At 47.0% G+C, this 25,196-nt stretch carries 23 protein-coding genes, 1 other RNA gene and 1 pseudogene; 13 read left to right on the forward strand and 12 right to left on the reverse strand.

Going from position 1 to position 25,196, the window contains the following annotated elements:
- Positions 1–40: 40 nt before the first annotated feature.
- The 3 genes and pseudogenes from fmt to QM717_RS04420 form a co-directional block, all read right to left on the reverse strand.
- Complete coding sequence (fmt, locus tag QM717_RS04410) at positions 41–988, reverse strand: methionyl-tRNA formyltransferase (protein ID WP_415035239.1); 948 nt, start codon at positions 986–988, stop codon at positions 41–43.
- Positions 989–2,893: an ATP-dependent DNA helicase RecQ gene (locus QM717_RS04415; RefSeq protein ID WP_415035241.1), complete on the reverse strand. Its 1,905-nt coding sequence runs from the start codon at positions 2,891–2,893 to the stop codon at positions 989–991. It lies immediately after the preceding gene.
- Between the two features lie 108 nt (positions 2,894–3,001).
- Positions 3,002–3,539, reverse strand: a pseudogene (locus tag QM717_RS04420) (AAA family ATPase).
- A gap of 266 nt (positions 3,540–3,805) precedes the next feature.
- Here QM717_RS04420 and QM717_RS04425 point away from each other — a divergent pair.
- Genes QM717_RS04425 through murA form a run of 3 tightly spaced genes read left to right on the forward strand, consistent with a single transcriptional unit; the run spans position 3,806 to position 6,145 of the window.
- Entirely contained in the window at positions 3,806–4,090 is a 285-nt protein-coding gene (locus QM717_RS04425; RefSeq protein ID WP_415035243.1) for a DUF493 family protein, read from the forward strand.
- 2 nt (positions 4,091–4,092) lie between these two features.
- Positions 4,093–4,806: a DUF4290 domain-containing protein gene (locus QM717_RS04430; protein WP_415035245.1), complete on the forward strand. Its 714-nt coding sequence runs from the start codon at positions 4,093–4,095 to the stop codon at positions 4,804–4,806.
- A 28-nt stretch (positions 4,807–4,834) separates the two neighbouring features.
- Complete coding sequence (gene murA / locus QM717_RS04435; RefSeq protein ID WP_415035247.1) at positions 4,835–6,145, forward strand: UDP-N-acetylglucosamine 1-carboxyvinyltransferase; 1,311 nt, start codon at positions 4,835–4,837, stop codon at positions 6,143–6,145.
- 52 nt (positions 6,146–6,197) lie between these two features.
- Here murA and QM717_RS04440 read toward each other — a convergent pair whose 3' ends face one another.
- The 5 genes from QM717_RS04440 to QM717_RS04460 all read right to left on the reverse strand — a co-directional run bounded on the left by QM717_RS04440 (position 6,198) and on the right by QM717_RS04460 (position 12,134).
- Positions 6,198–8,012 (reverse strand): glycosyl hydrolase family 28-related protein, encoded by a 1,815-nt coding sequence (locus QM717_RS04440; protein WP_415035249.1) that lies wholly within the window; start codon positions 8,010–8,012, stop codon positions 6,198–6,200.
- 123 nt (positions 8,013–8,135) lie between these two features.
- Complete coding sequence (locus QM717_RS04445; RefSeq protein ID WP_415035251.1) at positions 8,136–8,483, reverse strand: hypothetical protein; 348 nt, start codon at positions 8,481–8,483, stop codon at positions 8,136–8,138.
- Positions 8,484–8,540: 57 nt separating this feature from the next.
- Positions 8,541–11,015 (reverse strand): DUF5686 and carboxypeptidase regulatory-like domain-containing protein, encoded by a 2,475-nt coding sequence (locus QM717_RS04450; protein ID WP_415035253.1) that lies wholly within the window; start codon positions 11,013–11,015, stop codon positions 8,541–8,543.
- 18 nt (positions 11,016–11,033) lie between these two features.
- Positions 11,034–11,450 carry a type II 3-dehydroquinate dehydratase gene (aroQ, locus tag QM717_RS04455; protein ID WP_415035255.1) on the reverse strand — a complete coding sequence of 139 codons (417 nt, stop codon included), beginning with the start codon at positions 11,448–11,450 and terminating at the stop codon, positions 11,034–11,036.
- A 144-nt stretch (positions 11,451–11,594) separates the two neighbouring features.
- On the reverse strand, positions 11,595–12,134 hold the full coding sequence (locus tag QM717_RS04460; RefSeq protein ID WP_415035257.1) for a porin family protein: 540 nt from the start codon (positions 12,132–12,134) through the stop codon (positions 11,595–11,597).
- A 194-nt stretch (positions 12,135–12,328) separates the two neighbouring features.
- Here QM717_RS04460 and QM717_RS04465 point away from each other — a divergent pair, with 194 nt between their 5' ends.
- From QM717_RS04465 to QM717_RS04490, 6 genes are all read left to right on the forward strand, one after another.
- The gene (locus QM717_RS04465; RefSeq protein ID WP_415035259.1) at positions 12,329–12,865 is read left to right on the forward strand and encodes an outer membrane beta-barrel protein; all 537 of its coding nucleotides are present in this window, start codon (positions 12,329–12,331) and stop codon (positions 12,863–12,865) included.
- A 94-nt stretch (positions 12,866–12,959) separates the two neighbouring features.
- The gene (locus QM717_RS04470; protein ID WP_415035261.1) at positions 12,960–13,565 is read left to right on the forward strand and encodes a porin family protein; all 606 of its coding nucleotides are present in this window, start codon (positions 12,960–12,962) and stop codon (positions 13,563–13,565) included.
- Between the two features lie 148 nt (positions 13,566–13,713).
- Positions 13,714–14,406 carry a porin family protein gene (locus tag QM717_RS04475; protein WP_415035263.1) on the forward strand — a complete coding sequence of 231 codons (693 nt, stop codon included), beginning with the start codon at positions 13,714–13,716 and terminating at the stop codon, positions 14,404–14,406.
- 213 nt (positions 14,407–14,619) lie between these two features.
- Positions 14,620–15,261, forward strand: coding sequence for a porin family protein (locus QM717_RS04480; protein ID WP_415035265.1), 642 nt, complete (start codon positions 14,620–14,622; stop codon positions 15,259–15,261).
- 80 nt (positions 15,262–15,341) lie between these two features.
- Positions 15,342–16,238 carry a site-specific tyrosine recombinase XerD gene (xerD, locus tag QM717_RS04485; RefSeq protein ID WP_415035267.1) on the forward strand — a complete coding sequence of 299 codons (897 nt, stop codon included), beginning with the start codon at positions 15,342–15,344 and terminating at the stop codon, positions 16,236–16,238.
- Positions 16,239–16,365: 127 nt separating this feature from the next.
- The gene (locus tag QM717_RS04490) at positions 16,366–16,857 is read left to right on the forward strand and encodes a YdeI/OmpD-associated family protein (RefSeq protein ID WP_415035269.1); all 492 of its coding nucleotides are present in this window, start codon (positions 16,366–16,368) and stop codon (positions 16,855–16,857) included.
- Between the two features lie 97 nt (positions 16,858–16,954).
- On the opposite strand, the gene rny is transcribed toward QM717_RS04490, so the two are convergent.
- The 4 genes from rny to QM717_RS04510 all read right to left on the reverse strand — a co-directional run bounded on the left by rny (position 16,955) and on the right by QM717_RS04510 (position 19,320).
- Positions 16,955–18,517 carry a ribonuclease Y gene (rny, locus tag QM717_RS04495; protein ID WP_415035271.1) on the reverse strand — a complete coding sequence of 521 codons (1,563 nt, stop codon included), beginning with the start codon at positions 18,515–18,517 and terminating at the stop codon, positions 16,955–16,957.
- A 52-nt stretch (positions 18,518–18,569) separates the two neighbouring features.
- Positions 18,570–18,675, reverse strand: a non-coding RNA gene (gene ssrS / locus QM717_RS04500) — 6S RNA.
- Between the two features lie 57 nt (positions 18,676–18,732).
- Entirely contained in the window at positions 18,733–19,026 is a 294-nt protein-coding gene (locus tag QM717_RS04505) for a cell division protein ZapA (RefSeq protein WP_415035273.1), read from the reverse strand.
- 3 nt (positions 19,027–19,029) lie between these two features.
- A complete protein-coding gene (locus tag QM717_RS04510) occupies positions 19,030–19,320 on the reverse strand; it encodes a hypothetical protein (RefSeq protein ID WP_415035275.1) in 291 nt (96 codons plus the stop codon).
- Between the two features lie 221 nt (positions 19,321–19,541).
- On the opposite strand from QM717_RS04510, the gene QM717_RS04515 reads away from it, so the two are divergent.
- From QM717_RS04515 to QM717_RS04530, 4 genes are all read left to right on the forward strand, one after another.
- The gene (locus QM717_RS04515; protein ID WP_415035277.1) at positions 19,542–21,227 is read left to right on the forward strand and encodes a M23 family metallopeptidase; all 1,686 of its coding nucleotides are present in this window, start codon (positions 19,542–19,544) and stop codon (positions 21,225–21,227) included.
- A 9-nt stretch (positions 21,228–21,236) separates the two neighbouring features.
- Complete coding sequence (locus QM717_RS04520) at positions 21,237–23,696, forward strand: carboxypeptidase-like regulatory domain-containing protein (protein ID WP_415035279.1); 2,460 nt, start codon at positions 21,237–21,239, stop codon at positions 23,694–23,696.
- 156 nt (positions 23,697–23,852) lie between these two features.
- A complete protein-coding gene (locus tag QM717_RS04525; RefSeq protein WP_415035281.1) occupies positions 23,853–24,347 on the forward strand; it encodes a hypothetical protein in 495 nt (164 codons plus the stop codon).
- A gap of 69 nt (positions 24,348–24,416) precedes the next feature.
- Complete coding sequence (locus QM717_RS04530) at positions 24,417–25,139, forward strand: hypothetical protein (RefSeq protein ID WP_415035283.1); 723 nt, start codon at positions 24,417–24,419, stop codon at positions 25,137–25,139.
- Positions 25,140–25,196: the final 57 nt, after the last annotated feature.

The raw sequence follows: 25,196 nt of genomic DNA on the forward strand, positions 1-25,196 counted from the left end.
TTTTTGTCGGAAATAGTCCCAAATCAGAGCCGGCGCGACTTCAGCACGCTTTGGCTTCGTCCGAAAACGACATTCCATTTAACAATTGTTGCGCTTCCATTTTGCTTTTTCCAGGGAATTGCAAAGCCAACAATTGAATGAATCCGTCCGAAACCGCAATCTTGATTTCTTTTTTCGACGCCAACAATTTCCCGACCGGAAAATCGTGCGTTTCTTTGACCACATCGGCGCTGTAAATTTTGACATTCCATTCCTGTCCCTTGTCCTTAATATGACACCAGGCCGCCGGATAAGGCGACAGACCGCGGATCAGGTTGTAAATTTCGTTGGCCGGTTTGGTCCAGTCGATCTTGCAATTGTCTTTGTTGAGCTTATAGGCGGTCTTGATTTCCGCCGAATCGGTTTGGATTGTCGTTTCGACCTTTCCTTTTTCGATCAATTGCAAAGTGTCGATGACGGTCTGGCTTCCGAGTTCCATCAATCGGTCGTGCAATTGTCCCGCATTTTCGTTGGGATTGATGTCGGTCGCCGCCGATAAAATCATCGCGCCGGTATCGATTTTGTCGTCGATAAAGAAAGTCGTCACGCCCGTTTTCGTTTCGCCGTTGATGATCGCCCAATTGATCGGGGCCGCCCCGCGGTAATTCGGAAGCAACGATGCGTGCAGGTTGAAAGTACCCCATTTCGGCATCTCCCAAACCACTTTGGGAAGCATGCGGAAAGCCACGACCACCTGAAGGTTGGCGTTCAAGGACCGGAGTTCTTCCAAAAAGGATTCGTCTTTGAGGTTGGCCGGTTGCAACAAGCGCAGGTTTTTTTCCCTTGCATATTCCTTGACTGCCGAATATTTGATCTTCTGCCCGCGACCCGCCGGTTTGTCGGCAGCGGTGATCACGCCGACGACCTCGTAGTTGTTTTGGACAATCGTGTCGAGAATGCCGACGGCAAATTCGGGCGTTCCCATAAATACAATGCGCAATTTTTCCATTTAATTTTTTAAGGTATAAGTGTTGTTCGGATGCAGCACGATGATTTCGTTCTCGAGCAGCATTTGCAGCGCAAAGATAACATCGCTGCCCTCAACGCCGAAGTTTTGCGCGCAAAGTTTTTCGATTTCACGCGAATCCTTGGCGCCCGCCTTGAGCAGTTCCAGGACGTCCTTGGTCAGCGAAAGCACATCGGGCTTTTTGTTCCTGGAGATACAATACGAACAGATACCGCAATCCTTGGTTTGGTTTTCACCGAAATAACCCAGCAACAATCGGCTTTTGCAAGTGTTTTTGTTCGCGACATAATCCAACACCGAACGCAATTGTGCCACCTTGAGTTGGTTTTGGTTGTCCAAATATTTCGAGACGCGGTTGATGGTCTTGTCGTCTTCGCGGATTTCATTGAACACCAATACCGCATCGTTGTTGCGCGATTGGTAATCGATGATGTGGCGGTCGCGCAGTTTTTCCAGTACGTGATGCACTTCTTGTTCACTGCGGTTCGACTTTTTGGCAATCAACGATTGGTTGAACGCCGTCGGCATGTCATAGATGCCGGGATAGGTGCGTAAAATCGCGAGCATGATTTCCTCGTCGTTGGGGTTCAGGCTCATGTACCGGATCACTTCTTTGGATTCGATCAGGAATTGCAGCGTAATCTTCTCTGAGAATTCCTGAGAGAGCGAAAGGATGCCTTGCCGGTCCAAAAACTGCAACGCATTGTAAGTCCTTAAAGGCGGAAATTGGTATTTCGTGCAAAAATGGTTCAGGTTGAACGGATGCTGTTCGTCTATGCCTTCGCCATACGCGATCTGGAAATAATTGCACAATTTAATGTACACCTCGTTGAGGAATTTCTTGTCTGGCAGCACCGAAAGAAATTGGTTTTCGGCCTGGATCACATCGGAGGGAGCATGGAGCAAAACCGCAAATGCTTTTTCGCCGTTTCTGCCGGCCCGCCCAGCTTCCTGGTAATAATTTTCGAGATTTTCGGGCAATTGGATGTGAATGACCGTTTTGACATTGGCCTTGTCGATACCCATTCCGAACGCATTGGTGGCCACGATGACCTGCACCTGTTCATTCATCCATAATTGCATGTGTTGGTCTTTTTCCTTGGTCGACAATCCGCCGTGGTAAAACGTACTTTTGAATCCGAGTGCGCCCAGTTGCGAAGATACGTCGAGGCAAGATTTGCGGTTGCGCACATAAATGATCGACGGTTCTGGGTTTTTGCGCAAGATCTGTTCGATGCGGTACAGTTTGTCCTCGACGTCAAAAACCATGTAGGCCAGGTTGTCCCGTGCAAACGACTTTTGGAAAACAGCAGCTTGGGCCAACTGCAATTGCACAATAATGTCTTGTTTTACCCGATCCGTAGCCGATGCGGTCAAAGCCAAAAACGGCACTTTCGGAAAATGGGTTTTGAGCACCGCAATCTTGAGGTAGGCCGGACGAAAATCGTGTCCCCATTGTGACACGCAATGCGCTTCGTCCACTGCAATCAAATTGATCGGCAGGTTTTTGAGCCGGTCTACAATCCATTCCGATTGCAAACGTTCGGGCGACAGGTACAGGAATTTGTAGTTTCCGAATTGGGCGTTGTCCAATAAATCGCTCATCTCATCGGTCGAAATCCCACCCGTCAAAGCCATGGCCTTGATGTCGCGTTTCTGCAGATTGGTGACCTGGTCTTTCATGAGTGCGACGAGTGGCGAAACGACGAGGCAGATTCCGGGCATCATCATTGCGGGAACTTGAAAACAAATCGATTTTCCACCGCCCGTCGGCAAAAGCGCAAAAGTGTCTTTGCCGCTTAAAACCGAATCGATGATTTCGTTTTGCGGTTCGCGAAAACTGGAATGGTTCCAGTGTTTTTGTAAAATTTCGAGGGCGGTTAGCATGGCGTATAAAACTTCAAAATTCGTTACTCGTTAATCATCATTCGATATTCAAAATAAAATTAAGGATTTAATGTCGAATATCGAACAACGAATGTCGAACGTTGAAATTTAGGACAGTTGCCCTAAAATGAAGCCGATACGCTCCTCCACGCTGCCTTTCGGGACTTCAATCAAATTGTACCCGTATTTCTCGTAGGTTTCGGTCAAATGGCCGTAAATGAGTTTGGCCTGCTCATAGTTTTCGTACCGTGCCTCATCGCTGACGTAAATTTCCTCCCAAGGCGGCAGGATAAAGATTTTGGTGTAGATGTGTTCCTTGCAAGCAGCATCGAAAAAAGCGGGATAGGAATCGCCGATGTAATGCATATAGGCCAACACATCGGGGATGCCGCGGTCGATGAAGACCTTTTCATGCGGTTCGTTGAGTGCGCTGTGGAATTGTTTCTTGCGGCCTTCGAGCAGCAACTCGCTGAACAGCAATGGTCTTTTCGAGGAACAGTTGTTCGATGCCCTGTTTTTTGGCTTCCATCGTGACTTCGCGCGAGATTTCGGGATAGCAGCAGTAGCCTTGGGCCAGCAATCCGTCGATGATGGTGGTTTTTCCGGTTCCGGGACCGCCGATGATAACGATAATCTCTTTTTGCACGTTTGGAAAATAAGGCGCAAACTTACGTAAAAGTTGCAAAGTGACAAAGTTGCAGAGTTGCAAAGTTTTTGGAGACGTGAAAGAATTCGGATGCCTAGCCCCGATAGTAGTGGAAATCCTTTTTCGCTGTGCGTAAGCTAAAGCGAAAAAGATTGCAACGGATAGCGGGAACAGCTCCTCAAAAATCTGTTTATAACCTCCTGAAATCTTAAATCTAAAATCCTAAATCTAAAATCCTTTCGCGTATATTTGCTTTTTTATTTACAATGGACAAGAAGACCGAAGAATTTTACATCAGGCTCAAGGAAGAACTCGACAACAGCAACGCCTGGCCTGCCGAATACCTGTATAAATTTATCGTGCCGAGCGATTCGCACAAGATTGCGCAGGTCGAGGCGGCGTTCAACCAAATGGGCGCGGTGATCAAGACGACGCAATCGAAGAACGGGAATTTTACGAGTATTTCCGTCAATGTGACGATGAACAGTTCGCAGCAGGTGATCGACAAATACCTCGAGGTTTCGACCATTGAAGGCATAATTTCCTTATAACTATGACGCCAAAATATACCAGAGAGAAAGCCGCCGATGTGGTGCATTACCTCGAATACAATTCGGAGCGCCCGAACTTGATTATCCGCGAATACGGCCGTCACCTGCAAAAGCTGATCGACCAGGCGACCGAGATTGCCGACCGCGACGAGCGCAACAAGGCCGCCAAATACATCATCCAGGTCATGGGCAGCCTCAATCCGCATTTGCGCGATGTGCCCGATTTCCAGCACAAGCTGTGGGACCAGTTGTTCATCATGAGCGATTTCAAGATCGATGTCGAGTCGCCGTATCCGATCCCGTCGCGTGAGGTGTTGCAGTTGCGTCCCGATGCGCTCAATTATCCGCAGAACCACCCGAGGTACCGTTTCTATGGCAACAACATCAAGTACATGATCGATGTGGCCAACGGATGGGAGGAAGGCGAACTCAAGGATGCACTCATCAAGGTCATCGCGAACCACATGAAGAAATCGTATTTGAGCTGGAACAAGGACACCGTAACCGATGCGGTGATTTTTGAACATTTGTATGAATTGTCGGGCGGCAAGATCGATTTGCTGCAGAGTTCGGAGGAATTGCTCAACACGACCGAACTCATGCGCACCAACAAGAAAACATCGAACAAGGCCAACATGCCCAGCAACAATAACAACAACAACCAGCAAAAGCAGAAAAAGAACAAGCAACACAAGAACCAGAAAAAACAACAGTAGTTTTTAAATCTAACGCATATCCACAAACATGAGCATTTTCAAAATTGAAGGCGGTGTCCGTTTAAAAGGCGAAATCACGCCGCAGGGCGCCAAGAATGAAGCATTACAGATTTTATGCGCGGTGTTGCTGACACCAGAAAAAGTCACCATCAACAATATTCCCGACATCATCGATGTCAATAAATTGATCACGCTCCTGGGCAACCTCGGTGTCAAGATCCAAAAAAACGGCCAAGGTTCGATCACGTTCCAGGCCGATAACGTCAATGTCGATTACCTCGAAACCGAAGCGTTCAAGAAAGAAGGCGGTTCGTTGCGCGGTTCGATCATGATTGTCGGTCCGTTGCTCGCACGTTACGGCAAAGGTTATATCCCGAAACCGGGCGGCGACAAGATCGGACGCAGAAGATTGGACACACACTTTGAAGGGTTCATCAACCTCGGAGCGAAATTTCGTTACAACCGCGAAGACCATTTTTACGGGGTCGAAAAAACCAAGGAAGGTTTGGTCGGTACCGACATGCTTTTGGACGAGGCTTCGGTTACTGGAACGGCCAACATTGTCATGGCAGCCGTTTTGGCCAAAGGCGTGACGACGATTTACAACGCGGCCTGCGAACCGTATTTGCAACAGTTGTGCAAGATGCTCAATTCGATGGGCGCCAAAATCACGGGCGTCGGGTCGAACTTATTGACGATTGAGGGCGTGGAAAGCCTCGGCGGATGTGAGCACAGAATTTTGCCGGACATGATCGAAATCGGTTCGTGGATTGGTTTGGCGGCAATGACCCGCAGTGAAATCACGATCAAGAATGTAAGCTGGGAAAACCTCGGCGTGATCCCGAATGTGTTCCGCAAGCTCGGCATCACCCTCGAAAGAAAAGGCGACGACATCTACATCCCGACACACGAAACCTATAAAATCAAAACCGATATAGACGGTTCGATCCTGACCGTAGCCGATGCGCCATGGCCTGGATTTACGCCCGACCTTTTGAGCATTATTTTGGTCGTGGCCACGCAAGCCGACGGAGACGTGTTGATCCACCAGAAAATGTTCGAAAGCCGTTTGTTCTTTGTCGATAAACTGATCGACATGGGCGCAAAAATCATGTTGTGCGATCCGCACCGTGCTGTCGTGATGGGACACAATTTCCAATCGCAGCTCAAGGCCACGACGATGTCTTCGCCAGACATCCGTGCAGGAATCTCGTTATTGATCGCGGCGCTTTCGGCCAAAGGAACCAGTACGATCCAAAACATCGAGCAAATCGACCGTGGTTACGAAAGAATCGATGAAAGATTGCGGGCTTTAGGAGCTAAGATAGTACGCGCTTAAAACTTTTAATTTCAGATAAAAAAGAACCCGACCAAAAAGTCGGGTTTTTTTATTACAATGGAGAGGTTGATTTAAGTACTGAGATGAGCTGGAATATTTCCTCAAGTCCAAAATTTCCGGCGTAATCAATCTTGATAAAGGTGGCAATATCGCCGTTCTTCAAGGTGAGTGTAGATTGGTTGGACAGGAAAATATTTTTTCTGGTATTGAAAGTAACCGCTCTTTCATGAGCCCTTATTGATATGATTTCCCCTGAACTGACCGAGCATATGATGCGTTCCACATCAAGGCCGTCGCATGGGCCTGGATTCACAATGACGATTTTATTGTCGCGCAGGTTGAGGTAACATTCCGGTGGATCTGGAGGCGGAACGGGAAACTCCGGGTCTGGTTTTATCTGCACGTACTGCATGATTCCTACACTGTATCCGAGTTCATCGTTACGGAAAGTATTTCCGGTAGTCCGGATTCCATAATTTTCTCCTAATCCCATAATAAATGCTTTCCCGAAAGGGGAATAACATTCTCCCTTTTTAGGCGCAAGCATGGAAACCGTGACATAATTGTTATACACATTCATGCTGGAGTTTTCCGAAGTGATGCATCTGCCCTTCGGGTCAAGATGCTGGTTGGTAACTTTGAGGCTTCCGAAACCGGCTGCATTGGCGAATCGGGAATTGAGAATGTTAATAGCTCTACTAGGGGTAAGTTCAGGATTATCAATGTCTCTTGCCGTTACAGCCATATCGAGCATTTCAAACCAACAGGTGTCGAATGTTACGCTTTCGCAAAATTCCATCAATACGCCGTATTCGCTGTATTGGAATGTCGAATTGATAAATGAAATCACAGCGGGTTGAAGGCCAATAGATTTTTTGTTTCCTTCTAAAAACACATTAACGCCTTTTGTGATTTCAAGCGTATCGTTCTCTTTATCTTCATTGTACTTGATTCCATCGAATCCTACGTTAATAAAAGTAAGTTGTCCGGCCTGCGCTTTAATGTAGAGGCAATAGGAATTTACTTTTTGGCGTTGGATAATCATATTTTCAAAGATGATTTGCTGATTGGGTGTCATATACTTCGTTTCGTTATCCTCAATTACGAGCCCATGTCCGTTAAAGCCGTGAATCAGTATATTCTTAAAGGTGCAGTTCCACATTCCTCCCGCTTTTCCCTCTCCTGCAGGAAGTGCTTTAAAATACATGCCGCCTTTTGTCCTTACATCAGGCAGTATGGGGAAATCTGTTTCATAATGTGGGATGCCGCCATAGAAAGTAATATTGGAGACATTACATCCCCTAACAATGCCTTCTTTCATTTCAAGTAAAAAGCCATCATTGGTTTTGTCGTAGGTAGCCTGGATTTCGGTTTGTTCCAATGTTTCACCTAGAAGCGATACGCCGTCTTTTAAATATAAAGTTCCATTGACCCGATATTTGCCTCGCGGAAAGAAAACGGTGCTGCCCTTTAGATGCCTATGGACATTATAGGCAGCGTAATCGATCGCTTTTTGGATTTGGTCAGTGTGGTCAATTAAAGGGTCGCCTGAACCTTGAACGCCAAAAAAGCGGATATTGATATAGCTGTCTATTTTACGGATCCATTTGCCTTTATTGACCGCTTCTCCGCCCTCAGTTTCAATAACTTTAGCTTGCAAAACTGTCCCGCCATTAACGGTGAAGGGATCGGTTTCAAGAGAGTCATTGTAATAAGAAAAAAATCCGCCGCCACCATCATTGGGTTGGCTATAATTCTTTACATAGAATACAATGTTTGCAGTATATGGATTGATATCCGTTCCGTAGGGAATTACATAATTTTCGAGGTCGTCTATGGTGTCAAAAGATTCAATTGGTATAGGCATAGTTCAATTTGTTTGGTTAAACAATAAAATTATTTTACTAACGTCTATAACTTAAAAAAATTGTACAAGAATGAAAAATTTTCGTACAAATTTTAAGACATAAAAAAACCGACAGAAGTCGGTTTAAAATTCGCTATAGATGATCCAATTGCCGTTCCGTATTTCGCGGATGTGTTTGCATTTGGAGCCCAGCAGGTCGAAAAGCGACCAACCATCGGCATAGTAAATCGTAACTTCTGCGGCGAGCAATTGTTTTTCCAAAGTCGGAATGTCAAACCCATAATAGACCCCGCGATTGATATAATAGGATTGTTGTTGTTTGCCCTCAAGTTCAAAAACCACATCCTGAACGCCGCCTTCGCGGATGTTCGATACGATTCCCATGGCGGTATGGCATTCCGATTTTGGGATTTCGGTATTCTTGTACGTCAGGACAAACAATACCAAAACCACCAGGGCTAAGCCAAGCATAAAAAATAGGGCAGCACGCTTCATCACGGTTAAACGCATTTTCTCGTCAAAAAGTATTTAGTCGAGTACATTAAGCAGCTTGATGCCAAACACCACGCCATCGGAATGGGTACGGCCTTGGTACGAATGCACATAATCCACACGGAAGAAACGGAACTTGCCAAAACCCAGATTGTCCAACCCGACCGAAGCTTCGTGGTAGGGTTTGCGGTCCGGCACCGACAAATTGTGGTACCCCAAAACCAAGGTCGAACGCAATTTGCTGAGCAACGGAATCTTGTTCATGATATAACCCTGGTCGTCGTGTTCGGCATGCGCCTCGAAATACGAATCGTTGGTGCTCGAACTGTAATACGGCAACAAATTGAACACGTTGAGGTAACGGTCGGCTTGCCCGATGTGGGTCTGGTTGCCGTTGAAATGTTTGTAATCGACAAAGGAGATGCCATCGGCATTGAAGAACTTCCCGGCCTTGACGTTCATCGCCAGGTTGCCTTTGTTGCCGAGCGTCACATCATAGGTCATGCGTGCATTGAGGTGGTCAAAATTGTACTGGCTTTCGTTGCCTGCAAATCCCTTTTCATAACCGAGGTACACCACCGGATATTTGTCGTTGCGCAGGTTGAACTTGCCGTCGGGGCGTGTCCAATATTGCTGTCCGAAAGTCATTTTGGCGGTAATCGTTCCCTTGACGAGATTGTGTTTGACGATGGCGGGCGTCACAAAGTCATAAGGCAACAACGGGTTGTTCAAAGTGTAAGCGTCGCTGTGATCCTGGATGATGATGCGGTCGGAATTGTTCCACAACGGTTTGCGTTCGGAATAGTCGATCATGGCGCTCATCACCAATCCGTTGACCACTTCGCGCCCGAACGATGCCTTGACGAAGTTGCGTTCGTACAATTTCATGTAATTGTCCTTGAAGAATAAGGTCGCAATCGAATTGACGACGCGGCTGATCGGGTCTTCGGGGTTGAACTGCGCCACCGAACTTCCGCCCGAAATCCTGAATTCACTGTAATTTTGGTTGTTGAAACGGTTCACATAGCTCGCCGTTCCGCGCAATTTCTTTTCGGCCAAGCCATAATTGAAAGTAGTCTTGAGGATCGACCAGGTGCGCGTGTCCTCATCGCGGCGCGTAAACGAAAGACCTGTGGTGAAATTGAACCCCTGGACGGTGTTGAAGCCAAGCCCGCGCAACAGGCCATCATAGCCCAGTTCCCATTTGCGGTACGAATTCTTGTACGTATAACCTGTAATAGGGTCCAGCACCCCAAATTTATTGCTCTTGGCATCGATCGAGTCGAGGTATTTTTGCGATTTCTTGCTGATTTGCAGCATGTCCTTCTTGAAATAGTCGTTGGTTTCCTCATTGGTCAACGGTACCGGACGAAACGAATCCCAATACAGTTTGTCTTTTTTGTTGGCTTCCTTTTCGAACGAAAGAACTTCGGCGCCAAAGGTTTTCTTGTCGAAATTCGGCTCAAAGACATAATTGTTGTACACATAAGTAAACCGTCCCGACAATTTGATCCCGAAAATCCCGGCGACAAAATCGAGTGTCTGTGTGTTCTTGACCCAGATTTTGTTGCGGTCGTTGTATAGGTAGCTTTGCTTGAGCATGAGTTCGTTGAGCGCAGGCATCTGCATCTGTTCGCCTTTGATGCTGAGGTCGGTGGCGTAAATCGCCCAACTGTCGTCGACGATGTAAATGTAACCTTCCACGGCCGGTTCTGAGGTGCGTCTCGGGTTAACCTTGATTTTATTGATCTGCTGGCCGTTGTCGAAAAAAGTACCTTCGAGTTTGTAACGGTAATAATTGAACGCATTGTCGGCAATCGGCGAAACCACATTGACCTGGAACGGAATGTAATTGTCGTAGAAATCAAAATTGGCCGAAGCCGCATTGTTGAAACTAAAGCCGTTGTCGTTGCCGCTCACCTTAGAGGCGATAATGGTTTCCTTGAGTTTGTCGGGTTTTTGGAAGTTGATCTTGGAGACCGTTTCCGAAAGGTACAAAATCCCGCTGCGCGTCGAATCGAGCACTTCGTCAAAGAAGTCGAATTTCTGTCCGAGGATTTTTTTGGGCGCGTCCTTGATGCGGAAAATCCCGCGCGAATAGAAGTCTGCGCTGTATTTGGCCGTTTTCTCCGAATTGTCTTTTTTCGAATCGATCGCATGGCGGATGATCCCATCGGCTGGATTGGCTTTCTTATCGATCACGACCTCGCTGATCGTGATGATTTCTTCCTCCATCTTGATGTTGAGTTCCTGCGTAAAGTTCTCGATCACGAAACGGACGCGTTGCGTCTTGTAACCCAAATATTTGAAGATGATGAAATGCTTGTCGCGGCTTTTGGTTGTCATTTCGTATTGTCCTTGCTCGTTGGTGGTGGTCGAAGAATACGAATTTTCGATGTAGACCGAAACAAAAGGCAGCGGCTGGCCGTTCTGGTCGGTCACCGTTCCTTTGATTTGTGCGAAATTTTGAAGGGCCGAAAGCAGTAAAAAAAGCGTCAGTATTTTTTTCATAGGTGGTTATGGCTGGTATTATTGAAGGAAATGGCGCAAGGCCAATTCGTAACTTTGGAGTCCGAAGCCAATGATAATTCCTTTGGCGCTGGGCGAAATGAATGATTGGTGGCGGAAACTTTCGCGCGAAAAAGTATTGGAAATGTGCACTTCGATGACAGGACTGGCAATGGCCTTGACCGCATCGCCAATCCCAACCGAGGTATGGGTGTAGGCGGCCGCATTGAGGATGATGCCGTCGTAGCTGAAACCCGTTTGCTGGATCTTGTCGATCAACTCGCCTTCGATATTGCTTTGGTAGTATTCGAGATCCACCTGCGGAAACCGCGTCTGCAATCCGCCAAAATAATCCTCAAAAGACTGGTTGCCATAAACTTCCGGTTCGCGTTTGCCCAAAAGGTTCAGGTTTGGTCCGTTGATAATGATGATTTTCATGGCTGGTTGATGCATTTTTGAAGCGGGTTATTCGCGTAAAAATAGTAAAACTATTGGCAAAGTATCGGAAAATTGTACAAGTTGGCCATTTTCCAAAAAAAAGAAACCATTCGCAAAGGAACGGTTTCAAGCAGTCAAAGCGTTTTAAAATTTGTAGCCGAGCGACAACTGGATCACGCGGTTCTTGATGTCGGCATTCGAGGATGCATCAGTCAAGCCCAGCACATAGCGGCCCTGTACAAAAAAGTGTTGGCCCAGATCGACCCCTACGCCACCAAGGGCGGCAAAATCAAAGGTAGACGAATCTTCTACATCGAAATCCTGGTTGTCATTGATCAGGAACGAGAACTGCGGCCCGAGTTCGATGTTGAACAAGTCAGGAATGAGGTAGTATTTGAGCATGACCGGCACCGTGATGTAGTCGTATTGGATGTCTTTAAAAGCGGCGCTTTCCACTTCGGCCCCCTGCGAAGAATAGAGCAATTCGGGTTGGAGTGCAAAACGACCGGGAAGCTTGAGTTCGGCTAGGGCGCCAAAATGGAAACTGGTGCGCATCTTGGTGTCGGGGGCGATGTTGCCATCGACATCAGAAAAATTGGGACCGGCCTTGATCCCGAACTTCAATTGTGCCTGGGCACATAGGACGCTGCCGAAAAGGGCGAGGGCTAAAAAAATATGCTTCATAATAATGGTTTTTTTTTGGTTTTAGATTTTTCAAAAGTACCTTATAAAGACGTGATTAAAAATCGATTTAATGCTTTGTTAACAATATTTAAAATTCGTGTTGATAAAGTTGTTGATAAGACAAAATATTCTGAAAGTACCGCCGTTGTTAATAAAGTTAAATTTGATAGACGTAATTTTTAATCCAAATCAGCATGAAAAAAATCTTATTAACAGCGTTGGGCTTTTTTGCCTTTTTTATTTCCAACGCACAGGATATTCAATTTGGCGTCAGGGGAGGAATCTTGGCATCGGCATACGACGGCTACAAACTCCACAAGGATGACAATGAAGGAATTTACGATGGATATTACTACTGGGGCAATGGCGCCTATGATTCCAACGAATCCAATGTAGGGGTTTATGCCGGTGCGACACTCGATCTCGAGCTCGTCGATAAATTCCGCATCCAGCCCGAATTCAATATTACGGTAGTTCCCGGAGATTCTGGTTACATCGCGCTCGGCGTTCCGGTAATGGTCAAGTATTCGTTCTTCGACAAATTTTACGCATTGGCCGGTCCGGCACTCAACTATGCAGTCGATGGGGACGAGGACCAGTTTTCACCGAGTTTCAACTTGGGTGCAACCTACGACGTCATGGAAAATTTCTATGTAGAGGCCAGGGCCGATATCGGAATCAGCGGCTACCTCGGCAGCAACATCAACGCGGGCGTGGGATATCGATTTTAAATAGTTTTGTAGTTAATAATTTTTGGGTAGCATCCCGGTTTGCCGACCGGGATGTTTTTTTTTTATTTTTATGGCAACCTAAACAAACAATCATATGAAAAAAAACTTTTTTGCACTCGCGGCCTTGGCCGTATTTGGTGTCTCGCAGGCACAGCAATTTAAATTTGGCCCCAAGGCAGGGCTCAATATTTCCACGTTGGTTGGCGGAGATGCCTCAGACGATAACAAAATGCTGATCGGATACCATGTGGGTGGCGTGGCTGAAATCAAATTCGGGCGTTTTGCGCTGCAGCCCGAAATCCAATATTCCAGACAAGGTACCCAAACGGACGGAGGTCTTAAGTTTGGAAGCGGCGAACTGACATACGACAGCAAAACCCGTATGGATTACCTGAATCTTTTGATTATGGCACGTTTTTACGCCTTCAAAGGATTCAGTATAGAAGCGGGCCCGCAGGCCGGGATTCTATTATCGGCCGAAACCGAATACAAAAACACCAACAAGGCTACCCAGAAACGCGATGTAAAGCACTATTACGATTCAACCGATTTTGGGATCAACGCCGGATTCGGCTATGATTTCTCGAATGGTATTTTCACCGGTTTGCGCTATACCATGGGCGTCTTGAGCATTTCCGAGGACATGGACTTTGATGTAAGGAGCAGTGTCATAGGTATCTATGGCGGATTCAAATTCTAAATTCATAACGATTCAGATGCACGGATTGTCGCAGATTCATTTCTGTAACAATCCGCGTTTCTGTTTTAATGTATAAGATAAACCACATTATATGTAAAGCTTTCTTTTAACATTTGGGCTAGGTTTGTAGCAACCTAAACAATTAATCATGAAGAAAGTTTTTCTGACTGCCCTGGCAGTATTCGCGTTTGGTTTGACTTACGCGCAAAAATCCAAACCCAGTATCAAGGATGTGAGCTTCGGCCTCAAGGGCGGACTCAATGTATCAACGCTTTCGGGTGACATCGACAACGCCGATCCCAAGATTGGCGCGCACTTCGGTGGCCTGGTCGAAATCAAATTGACCAACCGCTTTGCGATCCAACCCGAAATCTTGTTGTCGTTGCAAGGCGCCAAAAGCGAATATTCCGAAAGCGGACCCGATTATGTCTACCGCGAAGAAAGCAAATTGCACCTGACGTACCTCAATTTCCCGGTGATGGCGAAGTTTTACGTCATTCCTAATCTGGCACTCGAGGCGGGACCGCAATTGGGTATTCTGGTCGGTGCCAAAGACGATTTCTCGGTTTATGAAAACGACAACGGACAGGTATTTGCCCTCGAGCGCAAGCAAAACGTGAAAGGCAGTTACAAAACCGCCGAAGCGGCATTCAACTTTGGGGCGGCTTATTATTTCAACAAGAATATTTTCCTCGAAGGCCGTTTCTCTGTCGGATTGTCCGGAATCAATGATGGCGATTACTATTATTATGTCGATGGCCCAGGGCCAGGCAATTCAGTGCGTTACCGTTCGAAAGTGACCAACAATGTATTCCAGCTTTCGTTTGGCTACCGATTTTAAAGAATAAATAAAATTGGACTTTTAAAACGCTCTATTTCAGGGCGTTTTTTATTTTTTTAAAATTTTTACTGAGAATTGTGTAACGTTTTAAAAATATCGGCGTCTACTGGGGCAATCATTAATCAAACCCGAGGCATTTGATATTAAGAGGAGAATGTCCAGTGGACATTCGGCAGATTAGATCAAAGCGCAGCGGAACTAAATCATTTTACAATGAAAAAAATCTTTTTTGCTGCGCTTGCAGTAGTAGCATTTGGTGTGTCTAACGCACAAGAAATTAAGTTTGGAGTTAAAGGCGGTGTAGGCGCTTCTACATTTAGCGGAAACGTTGACGACGCTGAAGCGAAGTTCGCCGGACACCTCGGTGGTTTTGCCGAATTCAAATTCAAGAAGTTTGCCGTCCAACCTGAATTGTTGGTGTCGTACATCGGTGCCGAGTGGAACCACGAATACGATGATTTCTGGTACGGCGAAGGTGCCATCGACAATGTACAGTACCAAGCCAACTTGTTGTACCTCCACATTCCAATCATGGCTAAATATTATGTGATCGATCCATTGAGTATCGATTTCGGACCGCAGATCGGGGTTTTGCTCGATGCCGAATACAAAATGGAAACGACATTCTGGAACGACCGTACCGAGTCGCACACCAGAAATGCCAAGGACGATGTCAAGCCGATCGATTTCGGACTCAACCTCGGGGCGACCTACAACTTCAAGAACAACATGTTCGTGAGTGGCCGCTATACTTTGGGATTGACCAACATCGACGACATGCAACCGGAGCCGGGCGACAAGAAGGCCGATGCGAAGAACCAAGTGTTCCAGGTGTCATTCGGTTACAAATTCTAAAACAAAAACAAGAATTGCAATAGGAAAGAACATCCCTCCGGGGTGTTTTTTTATGCCTTTAAATTGCGTATTTTGCAGACATGAATTGGAATTCCTATCTCAAAAGTTATCAGTCGTACCTCAAGATTGAACGTGGGTTGTCTGACAATACCATAGAAAATTACGCTTTTGACGTACTTAAATTGCAGGATTATTTGGCCGAGCATGGAATCGAAGTTTCGCCAGTAAAAATTACCGAAGAAACGCTGCAGCAATTCATTTACCAAGTCTCCCGCGAGCTCAACGCGCGTTCGCAGGCCAGGATCATTTCGGGACTCAAGAGTTTTTTTTCCTGGCTTATTTTTGAGGATTACCGCAACGACAATCCGCTTGAGTTGATCGAAACGCCCAAGATTGGCCGCAAATTACCCGATACCTTGTCGGTCGAGGAAATCGACAAATTGATTGCCGCCATCGATTTGAGCCTGCCCGAAGGCGAACGCAACCGCGCTATGCTCGAAACCCTGTACGGCTGCGGCCTACGCGTGTCCGAACTCGTCGCGCTCAGGATTTCCGATCTGTTTTTCGACGAAGGTTTTGTCAAGGTAACCGGAAAAGGCAACAAGCAACGCTTCGTCCCGATCGGCAACACGACACAAAAATTCATCGAGATTTACAAAAACGTCATCCGTTCGCACCTGTCCATCAAAAAGGGACACGAAGATACCTTGTTTCTCAACCGCCGGGGCAGTCAATTGACTCGCGCTATGGTGTTTACGATCATCAAGGATTTGGCGGTCAAAATCAATTTGAACAAAACGATCAGCCCGCATACGTTCCGGCATTCGTTTGCGACACATTTGCTCGAGAACGGCGCCGATTTGCGATCGATCCAATTGATGCTCGGCCACGAATCGATTACGACGACCGAGATTTATGTGCACCTCGACCGCAAGCATTTGACGCAGATCGTAAACACGTTTCATCCGCGGAAGTGATAAATGAGGGCGTTGCCTGCGGCCCGCGCTGTCCGCTTTATCTTTTGCTTCGTATGCTCAGCAAAAGGATACCGCTTCCATCGCTAACGCACACCTGAACAAATCAAGTTCTTCCAAAATATAAAACATGAAGAAACCATATGAATTTTCAGCAATCCTAGCCATCATCGGCATCAATCCTTATGTGTCGGTGCCCGATGAAATCTTAGAGTTGATTTTCAAGGACGCGAAAAAAGACAAAGGCCCAATCCCGATTTGTGGAATGGTCAACCAAAAGCCCTATTTGCAAACGTTGGTGAAATATGCGGGACAATGGCGCTTGTACATCAATACCATCATGCTGGAGAAATCGCCGCAAAGAATCGGGGAGCAGATTGAAGTGACCGTCGCGTTTGATCCTATCGAAAGAACAATCGAAATGCATCCCGTTTTAAAAAAGGCGTTGGCTCAAAATCCCGAAGCGAAAGCAGTGTTCGATCAACTGCCGCCTTCGAGAAGCAAAGAAATCGTACGGTACATCGCGCACCTCAAAACCGAGGAGAAAGTCGGCGAAAATGTAGCAAAAGCAATCAATTTCCTACTTGGGAAAGAAAAGTTTGCCGGTCGCGACAAGCCATAAAAAAAGCGCCTGATGGCGCTGGGTTTTTGAAAGCCACGAATGCACGAATTATTTTTTCTCAACCTGTTGAAAAATTCGTGCATTCGTGGCTAATTTTTTATTTCGCGATGTTTACCGCTCTTGTTTCACGGATCACCGTCACTTTCACCTGTCCCGGATAAGTCATCTCGGTTTGGATTTTCTGCGAGATTTCGAACGACAGGCTCGCCGCATTGTCGTCGGTTACTTTTTCGCTTTCGACAATCACACGCAATTCACGTCCGGCCTGGATTGCATAAGCGTTTTTGACGCCGCTGAATCCGTACGCCACATCTTCGAGATCTTTGAGACGTTGGATGTACGAATCCAACACCTGACGACGTGCGCCCGGTCTGGCACCTGAAATCGCATCACACACCTGAATGATCGGCGAAAGCAACGACTTCATTTCGATCTCGTCGTGGTGCGCCCCGATCGCGTTGCACACTTCTTCCTTCTCGCCGTATTTCTCGGCCCATTGCATACCCAAGAGTGCGTGCGGCAAATCGCTTTCGGTATCCGGCACCTTTCCGATATCGTGCAAGAGTCCGGCACGTTTGGCGAGCTTGACGTTGAGTCCGAGTTCGGCAGCCATGATACCGCACAATTTCGATACTTCGCGCGAGTGCTGCAATAGGTTTTGTCCGTAAGACGAACGGTATTTCATACGGCCTACGACCTTGATCAATTCTGGGTGCAATCCGTGGATGCCGAGGTCGATGACGGTACGTTTACCGACTTCGATGATCTCGTCGTCGATTTGTTTCGCCGTTTTGGCTACGACTTCCTCGATACGCGCCGGGTGGATGCGGCCATCGGTGACGAGCTTGTGCAACGACAAACGCGCGATTTCACGACGTACCGGATCGAAGCAAGACAGGATGATCGCTTCCGGAGTGTCGTCTACGATGATTTCTACACCGGTAGCGGCTTCGAGCGCGCGGATGTTTCTTCCTTCGCGACCGATGATTCTACCTTTGACATCATCCGATTCGATGTTGAATACCGATACGCAGTTTTCTACGGCTTCTTCGGTTCCGACCCGTTGGATTGTGTTGATGATGATTTTTTTGGCTTCCTGCTGCGCAGTCAGTTTGGCTTCCTCGATCGTGTCCTGGATGTGCGACATGGCCTTGGTGCGCGCTTCGGCCTTGAGTCCTTCGACGAGTTGTTCTTTCGCTTCTTCGGCCGACAAGCCCGAAATCACTTCGAGTTGATTGAGCTGGCTCTTGTGCATTTTTTCGACTTCCTCGCGTTTGCGGTCGAGGATTTCGATTTTCGATTCGTATTCCTTGGTCTTGTTTTCGTAATCGTCGTTGACTTTCTTGGCCTTCGACAATTCGTTCGACACCTGCGACTCCTTGTCGCGGATGCGTTTCTCGACCTCGGCTACTTTTTTGTCGCGTGCCAGGATGACTTGCTCGTGCTCGGCCTTGAGCTCGATGAATTTTTCCTTGGCCTGCAGGATTTTATCTTTCTTGATATTTTCGGCCTCGAGGTTGGCGTCCTTGATGATCGACGCGGCATCTTTCTTGGCGTTTTTGATCAGGTTGGAGACGTTGTTCTTCTCCATGAACTTCGCAATCCCGAAACCTGCCGCGATTCCGCCGATTGCTGCGATAATTATGATTAGTATTTCCATTGTTAAAGTTAGGGTTAGGTATATAAAAAAAGCCTACATCAGTTGAATGTATAAACTCGTAAAGACAAGTTTTGAGCTAACTCGCTGTTCAAGTTTCTGCTCGGGGCAGCATGCTTTAGTAGCGACGATTTGCTCATTCTAAATTGTTAGTGTTGAGTTTACCAAAATATAACTAATGTAGGCAGTATTTTTAGTCGATGTGTAAGAACGTAATATTACTTATCGAGATATTTTACCAGCAAATCATTGATTTTGCCGAGTCTTTCTATGGTTTCTTTTCCGTCAATCGAATGGTCGAGTTGCCTTTGCTCCAACTGGGAAGCAAACTGCAACGCACACATGGCCAAAACATCCTGTTTGTCACGAACAGCGTAGTTTTCCTCGAACTGCTTGATCATCTGGTCAATCTTTTTGGAAGCGCTCCGAAGACCTTCTTCCTGCGACATTTCTACCGTCAGCGGGTAAACTCGGTCGGCGATTGACAGTTTGATTTTGAGCTTTTCGTCCATATGTTAATCTGCAAGCTGGGCTATGCAGTAGTCGATTTCACGAATCAGTGCATTTATCTTGAGCTTTGTATCTCGTTTATTTTCTTCGCTGCCAAGCAATGAATTCGCAACTCGGAGTGTTTCATACTTCTTTTTCAGTTCATCGATCTCGTTCGATTGCTGTTGTATGGTGTTCGTCGCATTTTGTAACTCCCGGTTCAGTTGTACCGATGTCTGCTCGAGATGATCTATTTTTTCCAATAGTTTCCGGAGCCGGCTTTCAAGAGTATCAATAATTTCTACGATTTCACTCATCCTCGCGGTGTTCATTACTAATCCGAACAAAGTTAATATTCCTGATGAATTATACCAATGTTTTTTTTGAAATTTTAAATTTTGTACCTGTTTTCCGATAATCTTTTGAGCGATAATGCGTTATCACGGTAAAAGAAATACAGAAAATCTGCAGTGGTTTTTACCCCTTATTTTTTAACTTAGCCATTCATCGATTTGAATCAAATAAAACCAAACCAACCATGAGATTTCTACTCCTGATTTTACTGTACACGCCGATTTTTGCCCAAACGACCGACTATCCCAAAGCCGATTTCCGTCCGCCATTGGACATCCCGATGCAACTGTCCGGGAATTTCGGCGAATTGCGCAACAACCACTTCCATGCGGGTTTCGATTTCCGTACGCAGCAGAAAGAAGGTTTGGTCGTGCACGCCGCAGGCGATGGCTATGTGTCGCGCATCAAAATTTCGAGTTATGGCTACGGCAAGGCGATTTACATCGACCATCCAAACGGTTACACCACGCTTTACGGGCATTTGCAAAAAGGCTATGGAAAGATCGAGGAATACATCCGCGCCGAACAATACAAACAACAATCCTACGAAATCGAAGTGTTCCCCAAACCCGGCGAATTGGTCGTGGCCAAAGGCGATACGATTGCGCTTTCGGGCAATACCGGCGGTTCCGACGGGCCGCACCTGCATTTCGAATTCCGTCATACGAAATCCGAAAAAATCATCAACCCGCTCTATTTTGGTTTTGATTTGAAAGACACCCGCAAACCGTTCATCACGAGCCTGTTCGCGTATCCACTCGGGGACAGCAGCAGCGTGAACCAGTCGGCGCGTCCCATTATTCTAGGGCTTTCGCTGCAACCCGATGGAACTTATCTCGCCGAAAAAGCGGTGGCTTCGGGTGCGTTGGGTTTTGGCATCATCAGCGGCGACCAGGACGATGTATCGTGGAACAACAACGGGATTTTCAAGGTGCAGACTTTCTTGAACGGCAATCCGTCTTTTGGCTACCAATTCGATACGTTTGCGTTTGATGAAGGCCGATACATCAATGCCCTGATCGATTTTCCGAGGTACAAACGATCGCAACAGCGCGTACAGAAGTTGTTCCAGACGACACCATTTCCACTGAGCATCATCCGAACCGATGCCCAGCGTGGCATCTTGCATCTGCAACCCAACATTTCGCAATTGTACAAAATCGAGGTTTCCGATTTTTACGACAACAAGACTTCGGTCTTGGTACCGATCGATTTTACGGCGGCTCCCGCGACGATTCCCAAAGAAACGGTTACGGCGCCTTATTTTGTGCGCCACGACAAAGACTCCAATTTTGAGAAAGACGGCATGTCGGTGTTTTTTCCGGCCGGAACTTTTTATGAGGATTTTGCGCTCAACTTTAGCGTCGACGGCAAAACGATGACCGTCCAGGACGATTTCACGCCCGTACACACGAATTTCCAGGTCAGTATCAAGGATGCGGCAATAACCAATCCCGAGAAAACGTTTGTCGCTTCGGTTTCAGGAAAGCGATTGACGTACAATTCGACCAAATTCAAGGACGGCATTTTTACGACCTGGACCAAAAATCTCGGCGGATTCACCTTGGCCCAGGATGTTACGCCGCCACGCATTGCCATCGCCAAGCCCATCGAAGGCAAATGGATCACCAAGCAAGACAAAATCGATTTGACAATCAGCGACGAGATGTCGGGAATCAAGAGCTATAATGGTTATTTGAACGGCCAATGGGTGTTGTTTGAGTACGAGCACAAGGCCAAGCGCATCCGCCATATTTTCGACAATGCGTTGCTCAACGAAGGCGAAAACCATTTAAAAGTAGTAGTGACCGATAATGTGGGAAATTCTGCTATCTTTGAAACACATTTTTTTAGAAGTCAACAAAAATAAACGATACTCTTGGGAACGAAAATTCAATTCTTACTGCTTTTTTTCTTTATCGGATTTATAAATTATGCGCAGACGGGTCGCGTCAAAGGGGTCATCCTCGATGAGAACCAGATTGCGGTCAGCGATGTCAACGTGACTGCCGGCTCACTTTCGACCACCACCGACGCCACCGGTTATTACGAATTGACGGTACCGGCCAACCAGCAGATGAACCTTGTCTTTACGCATGCGACCTTGAAAAAAGTAACCGTTTCGATACAGATCAAGAACAACGAGGATTACGAATTGCACATCGTGATGAACAGTACAGCCGAAAGCATCGGCGAGGTGACTGTTGTCAACAACCGCAAACGCGTGCAGGGAATTGTCAACATCGAACCCGAAGTGATCCGCAAAATTCCGGGAGCCAATGCCGGGATTGAAAACGTACTCAAGTCGTTGCCGGGCGTTTCGAGCAACAACGAACTCAGTACTGCCTATTCGGTGCGTGGGGGAAATTATGACGAAAACCTCGTGTATGTCAATGAAATCGAGATTTACCGTCCGTTCCTGATCCGTTCGGGCCAGCAGGAAGGATTGAGCTTTACCAATACCGATATGGTGCAGAATGTCGATTTCTCGGCGGGTGGTTTTCAGGCCAAATACGGCGACAAATTGTCTTCGGTGTTGGACATTACTTATCGACGTCCAACGAAATTCGGTGCGGCGCTCGATGCGAGTTTCCTCGGCGGCGGATTGACCGTCGATGCGGTTTCCAAAGACCAGAAATGGGCCGCAATTACCGGAATCCGTTACCGCGACAACAGTCTTTTGGTCGACAGCCAGGACACCGAAAGCAATTTCCATCCGACCTTTGGCGATTTGCAATCGAACATCACTTTTACGCCCAATACCAAATGGGAGTTTAGCCTTTTGGGCAATATTTCGATGAACCGATACGAATACGAACCGCTTTCCAGACAAACGACTTTCGGGACCTTGCAGGATCCGCGCGTATTGCAGGTGTTGTATGACGGGGAGGAAAAAGACAAATATGAAACCTATTTTGCCGCGCTCAAGACGACCTATAAAGTCAATGAGAATTTTACGCTCAAATTGATCGGTTCGGCCTATCATACCTTGGAGCAGGAATATTTTGACATTTTTGCGGCTTATTCAATCGGTGAAGTCGATACCAATTTGGGATCGGATACTTTTGGCGATGTCAAGTACACGCGTGCCGTGGGTTCGCAATTGAACCATGCGCGAAACGACCTCGATGCGGTAATTGTCAATGTCGAGCTTAAGGGATCGCACGACATTAAGAAAAGACACCAGATCGAATGGGGGTTCAAATACACACGCGAAGACATTCGCGACCGGATTGTAGAATGGGAAGTCGTCGATTCGGCGGGATTCTCGCTCAACGAGCCGATTTTGCAGTTTCCGGGTGAGCAGCCTTACGAGCCTGATACAGGGCCATTGGCACCGTACCAAAACGTCAGGGCCAAAAATTTTGTCAAGATCAACCGCTTTTCAGGTTATGCGCAATGGAGTTTGAAGGACCGTTTGGGCAGCAGTGAAGTGTGGTACAATGCAGGGGTTCGTGCGCACCAATGGTCGGTCGATGCCCAATCCGGCAGCAAAAGCCAGGTCGTGTTCAGCCCGCGCGCGCAATTCGCCATCAAACCCGAATGGGAAAAAGACATGGTCTTTCGTCTCTCGGGTGGTTTGTATTACCAGCCGCCGTTTTACCGTGAGCTCCGCGACGCCGATGGGGTGGTGCATCCCGAGGTCAAGGCGCAGTCGTCCTTCCACATCGTGTTGAGCAACGACTACAGTTTCAAGTTGTGGAAACGTCCGTTCAAGATGGTGACCGAAGCCTATTACAAATCGCTGACCGATGTCAATCCGTATACGTTGGACAACGTCCGCATCCGATATGCCGCCAACAACAACGCCAAGGCTTTTGCGCAAGGACTCGACATGAGGCTCAACGGCGAATTCGTTCCGGGCACCGAATCGTGGTTCAGTTTCGGTTACCTCAAGACCGAGGAAAACATCAACGACCGTGGGTACATCGCCCGACCGACGGACCAACGTCTTAAGTTTGGGATTTTGTTCCAGGACTATATGCCGAAAATACCAAATGTCAAGATTTACCTCAATCTCGTGTACAACACTGGTTTGCCGGGCGGTTCGCCTTCTTATGCCGACCCGTACGATTACCAGTTGCGCCTGCGCGATTACCGCCGCGCCGACGTGGGCTTTTCGTATGTGTTTACCGAAAGGAACGACAAACGTCCCGAGGGGCACTGGCTCAAGAAGTTCCGGGATCTGTCGCTTGGATTCGAGATCTTCAACATGTTCAACAACCAGAACGCGATTACCAATACCTGGGTACGCGACCTGTATGAGGAAAACCAGAAAGCCATCCCGAATTACCTGACCACACGGACCTTCAACGTCAAACTCGCGATCAAGCTGTAGATGAAAAAACCGGGCAGACATAGGAGATTGTATTATGCTCCCGGGATGATTTCATTGGTGTTGCTGTTGTTGCTGTGTTCGGATTATTTCCGGCAAGTAGAAAGGTCCCGCATACAATCGTCAATGCGCTATGACATCGAAAGAGGGTCAAATCAGATGATGAAGGCAAACGCGTCTCCGCTGCCCAGAAAATACAAGGACTTCGTTTTCGAAAAGCCTGAGTGCTGCGAAAAGGGAAAACTCAAGCAGATGCAGCTCGAATGCCGCCGACTCAAAGCCGAAGGCGACAGTATCAATGGCATCAAGTTGCGTTTCGGGAAAACGGACTATGAGGTTTTTGTCCATGCGTTCGATGCGTTGCTCATAGAAGATGTTTTATACTATGTAGACAAACGGCAGGACATTTACGCCTATGTGGTTCCCCAAAAGAAGTTTTCCGCAAGCAGGGAAATTCCTGAAAGGTGGACTTGTGGCGGTATGTATTGGCATCCCAAAGAAGCACCGAAATCATTCGGGTATCAAGTGCTGCAAGATTTTGATGGATTGTTCCGAAAAATGCCCTTGATTGGTTATTCGTTTTTGGGATTGGTCGCGCTCAATTTTTTCTTTTTGTACCGCTTCCGCAGACCTCATCCTTTACCAATTAATTAACTCCTGAATCACGGAAGCATTTACTGTCAAAATCCTTATATTTGACACAAAGTCCAATATGGTATTCCTATGAAGAATATAAATCTCCTTTTGATCGGAATGACGGCGCTGTTATTTGTCGCCTGCAACAAAGAAGCCGATGAGAAACCCAAAGTCAGCTACGAAAGTACCGCCAAGGAAAAGCCGGCACCCAAAACCGATACCACGCAAATTGAAGTGGCCGACCTGCCCATCCACATTCCGGGGACCAATTATTTGATCCATCCGGTCGGTGATTTGAATATTTATGGCGGCGCGAAAAAATACGAATCGGGTTCGGCGACCAACGACATCGGGTTTACGATTTCCAATTACAGCGAAGGCGAGATTGCGGGTTACCTGCGCAATTTGAAGTTCCAGCAAATCGGTTCCGATTCGATCCATGCCTTGTCCGACAAGCCGCTACTGATCCAAACGGCGACCTACCTCAAATCGGTGGCCGAGAAAACCAAGCAACAGGTTATGGTCTATGCCTTGGCCGATATGGACACGAACAAGGACGGCAAACTCGATGCGAGCGACATCAAGACCTTGTATTTGAGCGAAAGCAACGGCGGTAGATTCACCAAAATGTCGGCAGATTTCCAGGAGCTGATCGATTGGAGCCTGCTTGAATCGATGAACCGATTGTATTTCCGGACCATCGAGGACACCAACAAAAATGGCGAATTCGACAAGAACGATGTCATCCATTACCATTACATCGACCTGTCGACCAAGGATTGGAAAGTCGCCGATTACCAACCGATATAATTCAGAACCCATACCATAAAAAAAGGTTTGACGATTGAAGTCAAACCTTTTTTATTA

Source organism: Flavobacterium sp. (assembly GCF_047602195.1).
GTDB lineage: Bacteria > Bacteroidota > Bacteroidia > Flavobacteriales > Flavobacteriaceae > Flavobacterium.

Coding starts and splice junctions, on each gene's coding strand:
- fmt (WP_415035239.1), bottom strand. CDS start 988: ATGGAAAAATTGCGCATTGTATTTATGGGAACGCCCGAATTTGCCGTC.
- QM717_RS04415 (WP_415035241.1), bottom strand. CDS start 2,893: ATGCTAACCGCCCTCGAAATTTTACAAAAACACTGGAACCATTCCAGT.
- QM717_RS04425 (WP_415035243.1), top strand. CDS start 3,806: ATGGACAAGAAGACCGAAGAATTTTACATCAGGCTCAAGGAAGAACTC.
- QM717_RS04430 (WP_415035245.1), top strand. CDS start 4,093: ATGACGCCAAAATATACCAGAGAGAAAGCCGCCGATGTGGTGCATTAC.
- murA (WP_415035247.1), top strand. CDS start 4,835: ATGAGCATTTTCAAAATTGAAGGCGGTGTCCGTTTAAAAGGCGAAATC.
- QM717_RS04440 (WP_415035249.1), bottom strand. CDS start 8,012: ATGCCTATACCAATTGAATCTTTTGACACCATAGACGACCTCGAAAAT.
- QM717_RS04445 (WP_415035251.1), bottom strand. CDS start 8,483: ATGCTTGGCTTAGCCCTGGTGGTTTTGGTATTGTTTGTCCTGACGTAC.
- QM717_RS04450 (WP_415035253.1), bottom strand. CDS start 11,015: ATGAAAAAAATACTGACGCTTTTTTTACTGCTTTCGGCCCTTCAAAAT.
- aroQ (WP_415035255.1), bottom strand. CDS start 11,450: ATGAAAATCATCATTATCAACGGACCAAACCTGAACCTTTTGGGCAAA.
- QM717_RS04460 (WP_415035257.1), bottom strand. CDS start 12,134: ATGAAGCATATTTTTTTAGCCCTCGCCCTTTTCGGCAGCGTCCTATGT.
- QM717_RS04465 (WP_415035259.1), top strand. CDS start 12,329: ATGAAAAAAATCTTATTAACAGCGTTGGGCTTTTTTGCCTTTTTTATT.
- QM717_RS04470 (WP_415035261.1), top strand. CDS start 12,960: ATGAAAAAAAACTTTTTTGCACTCGCGGCCTTGGCCGTATTTGGTGTC.
- QM717_RS04475 (WP_415035263.1), top strand. CDS start 13,714: ATGAAGAAAGTTTTTCTGACTGCCCTGGCAGTATTCGCGTTTGGTTTG.
- QM717_RS04480 (WP_415035265.1), top strand. CDS start 14,620: ATGAAAAAAATCTTTTTTGCTGCGCTTGCAGTAGTAGCATTTGGTGTG.
- xerD (WP_415035267.1), top strand. CDS start 15,342: ATGAATTGGAATTCCTATCTCAAAAGTTATCAGTCGTACCTCAAGATT.
- QM717_RS04490 (WP_415035269.1), top strand. CDS start 16,366: ATGAAGAAACCATATGAATTTTCAGCAATCCTAGCCATCATCGGCATC.
- rny (WP_415035271.1), bottom strand. CDS start 18,517: ATGGAAATACTAATCATAATTATCGCAGCAATCGGCGGAATCGCGGCA.
- QM717_RS04505 (WP_415035273.1), bottom strand. CDS start 19,026: ATGGACGAAAAGCTCAAAATCAAACTGTCAATCGCCGACCGAGTTTAC.
- QM717_RS04510 (WP_415035275.1), bottom strand. CDS start 19,320: ATGAGTGAAATCGTAGAAATTATTGATACTCTTGAAAGCCGGCTCCGG.
- QM717_RS04515 (WP_415035277.1), top strand. CDS start 19,542: ATGAGATTTCTACTCCTGATTTTACTGTACACGCCGATTTTTGCCCAA.
- QM717_RS04525 (WP_415035281.1), top strand. CDS start 23,853: ATGATGAAGGCAAACGCGTCTCCGCTGCCCAGAAAATACAAGGACTTC.
- QM717_RS04530 (WP_415035283.1), top strand. CDS start 24,417: ATGAAGAATATAAATCTCCTTTTGATCGGAATGACGGCGCTGTTATTT.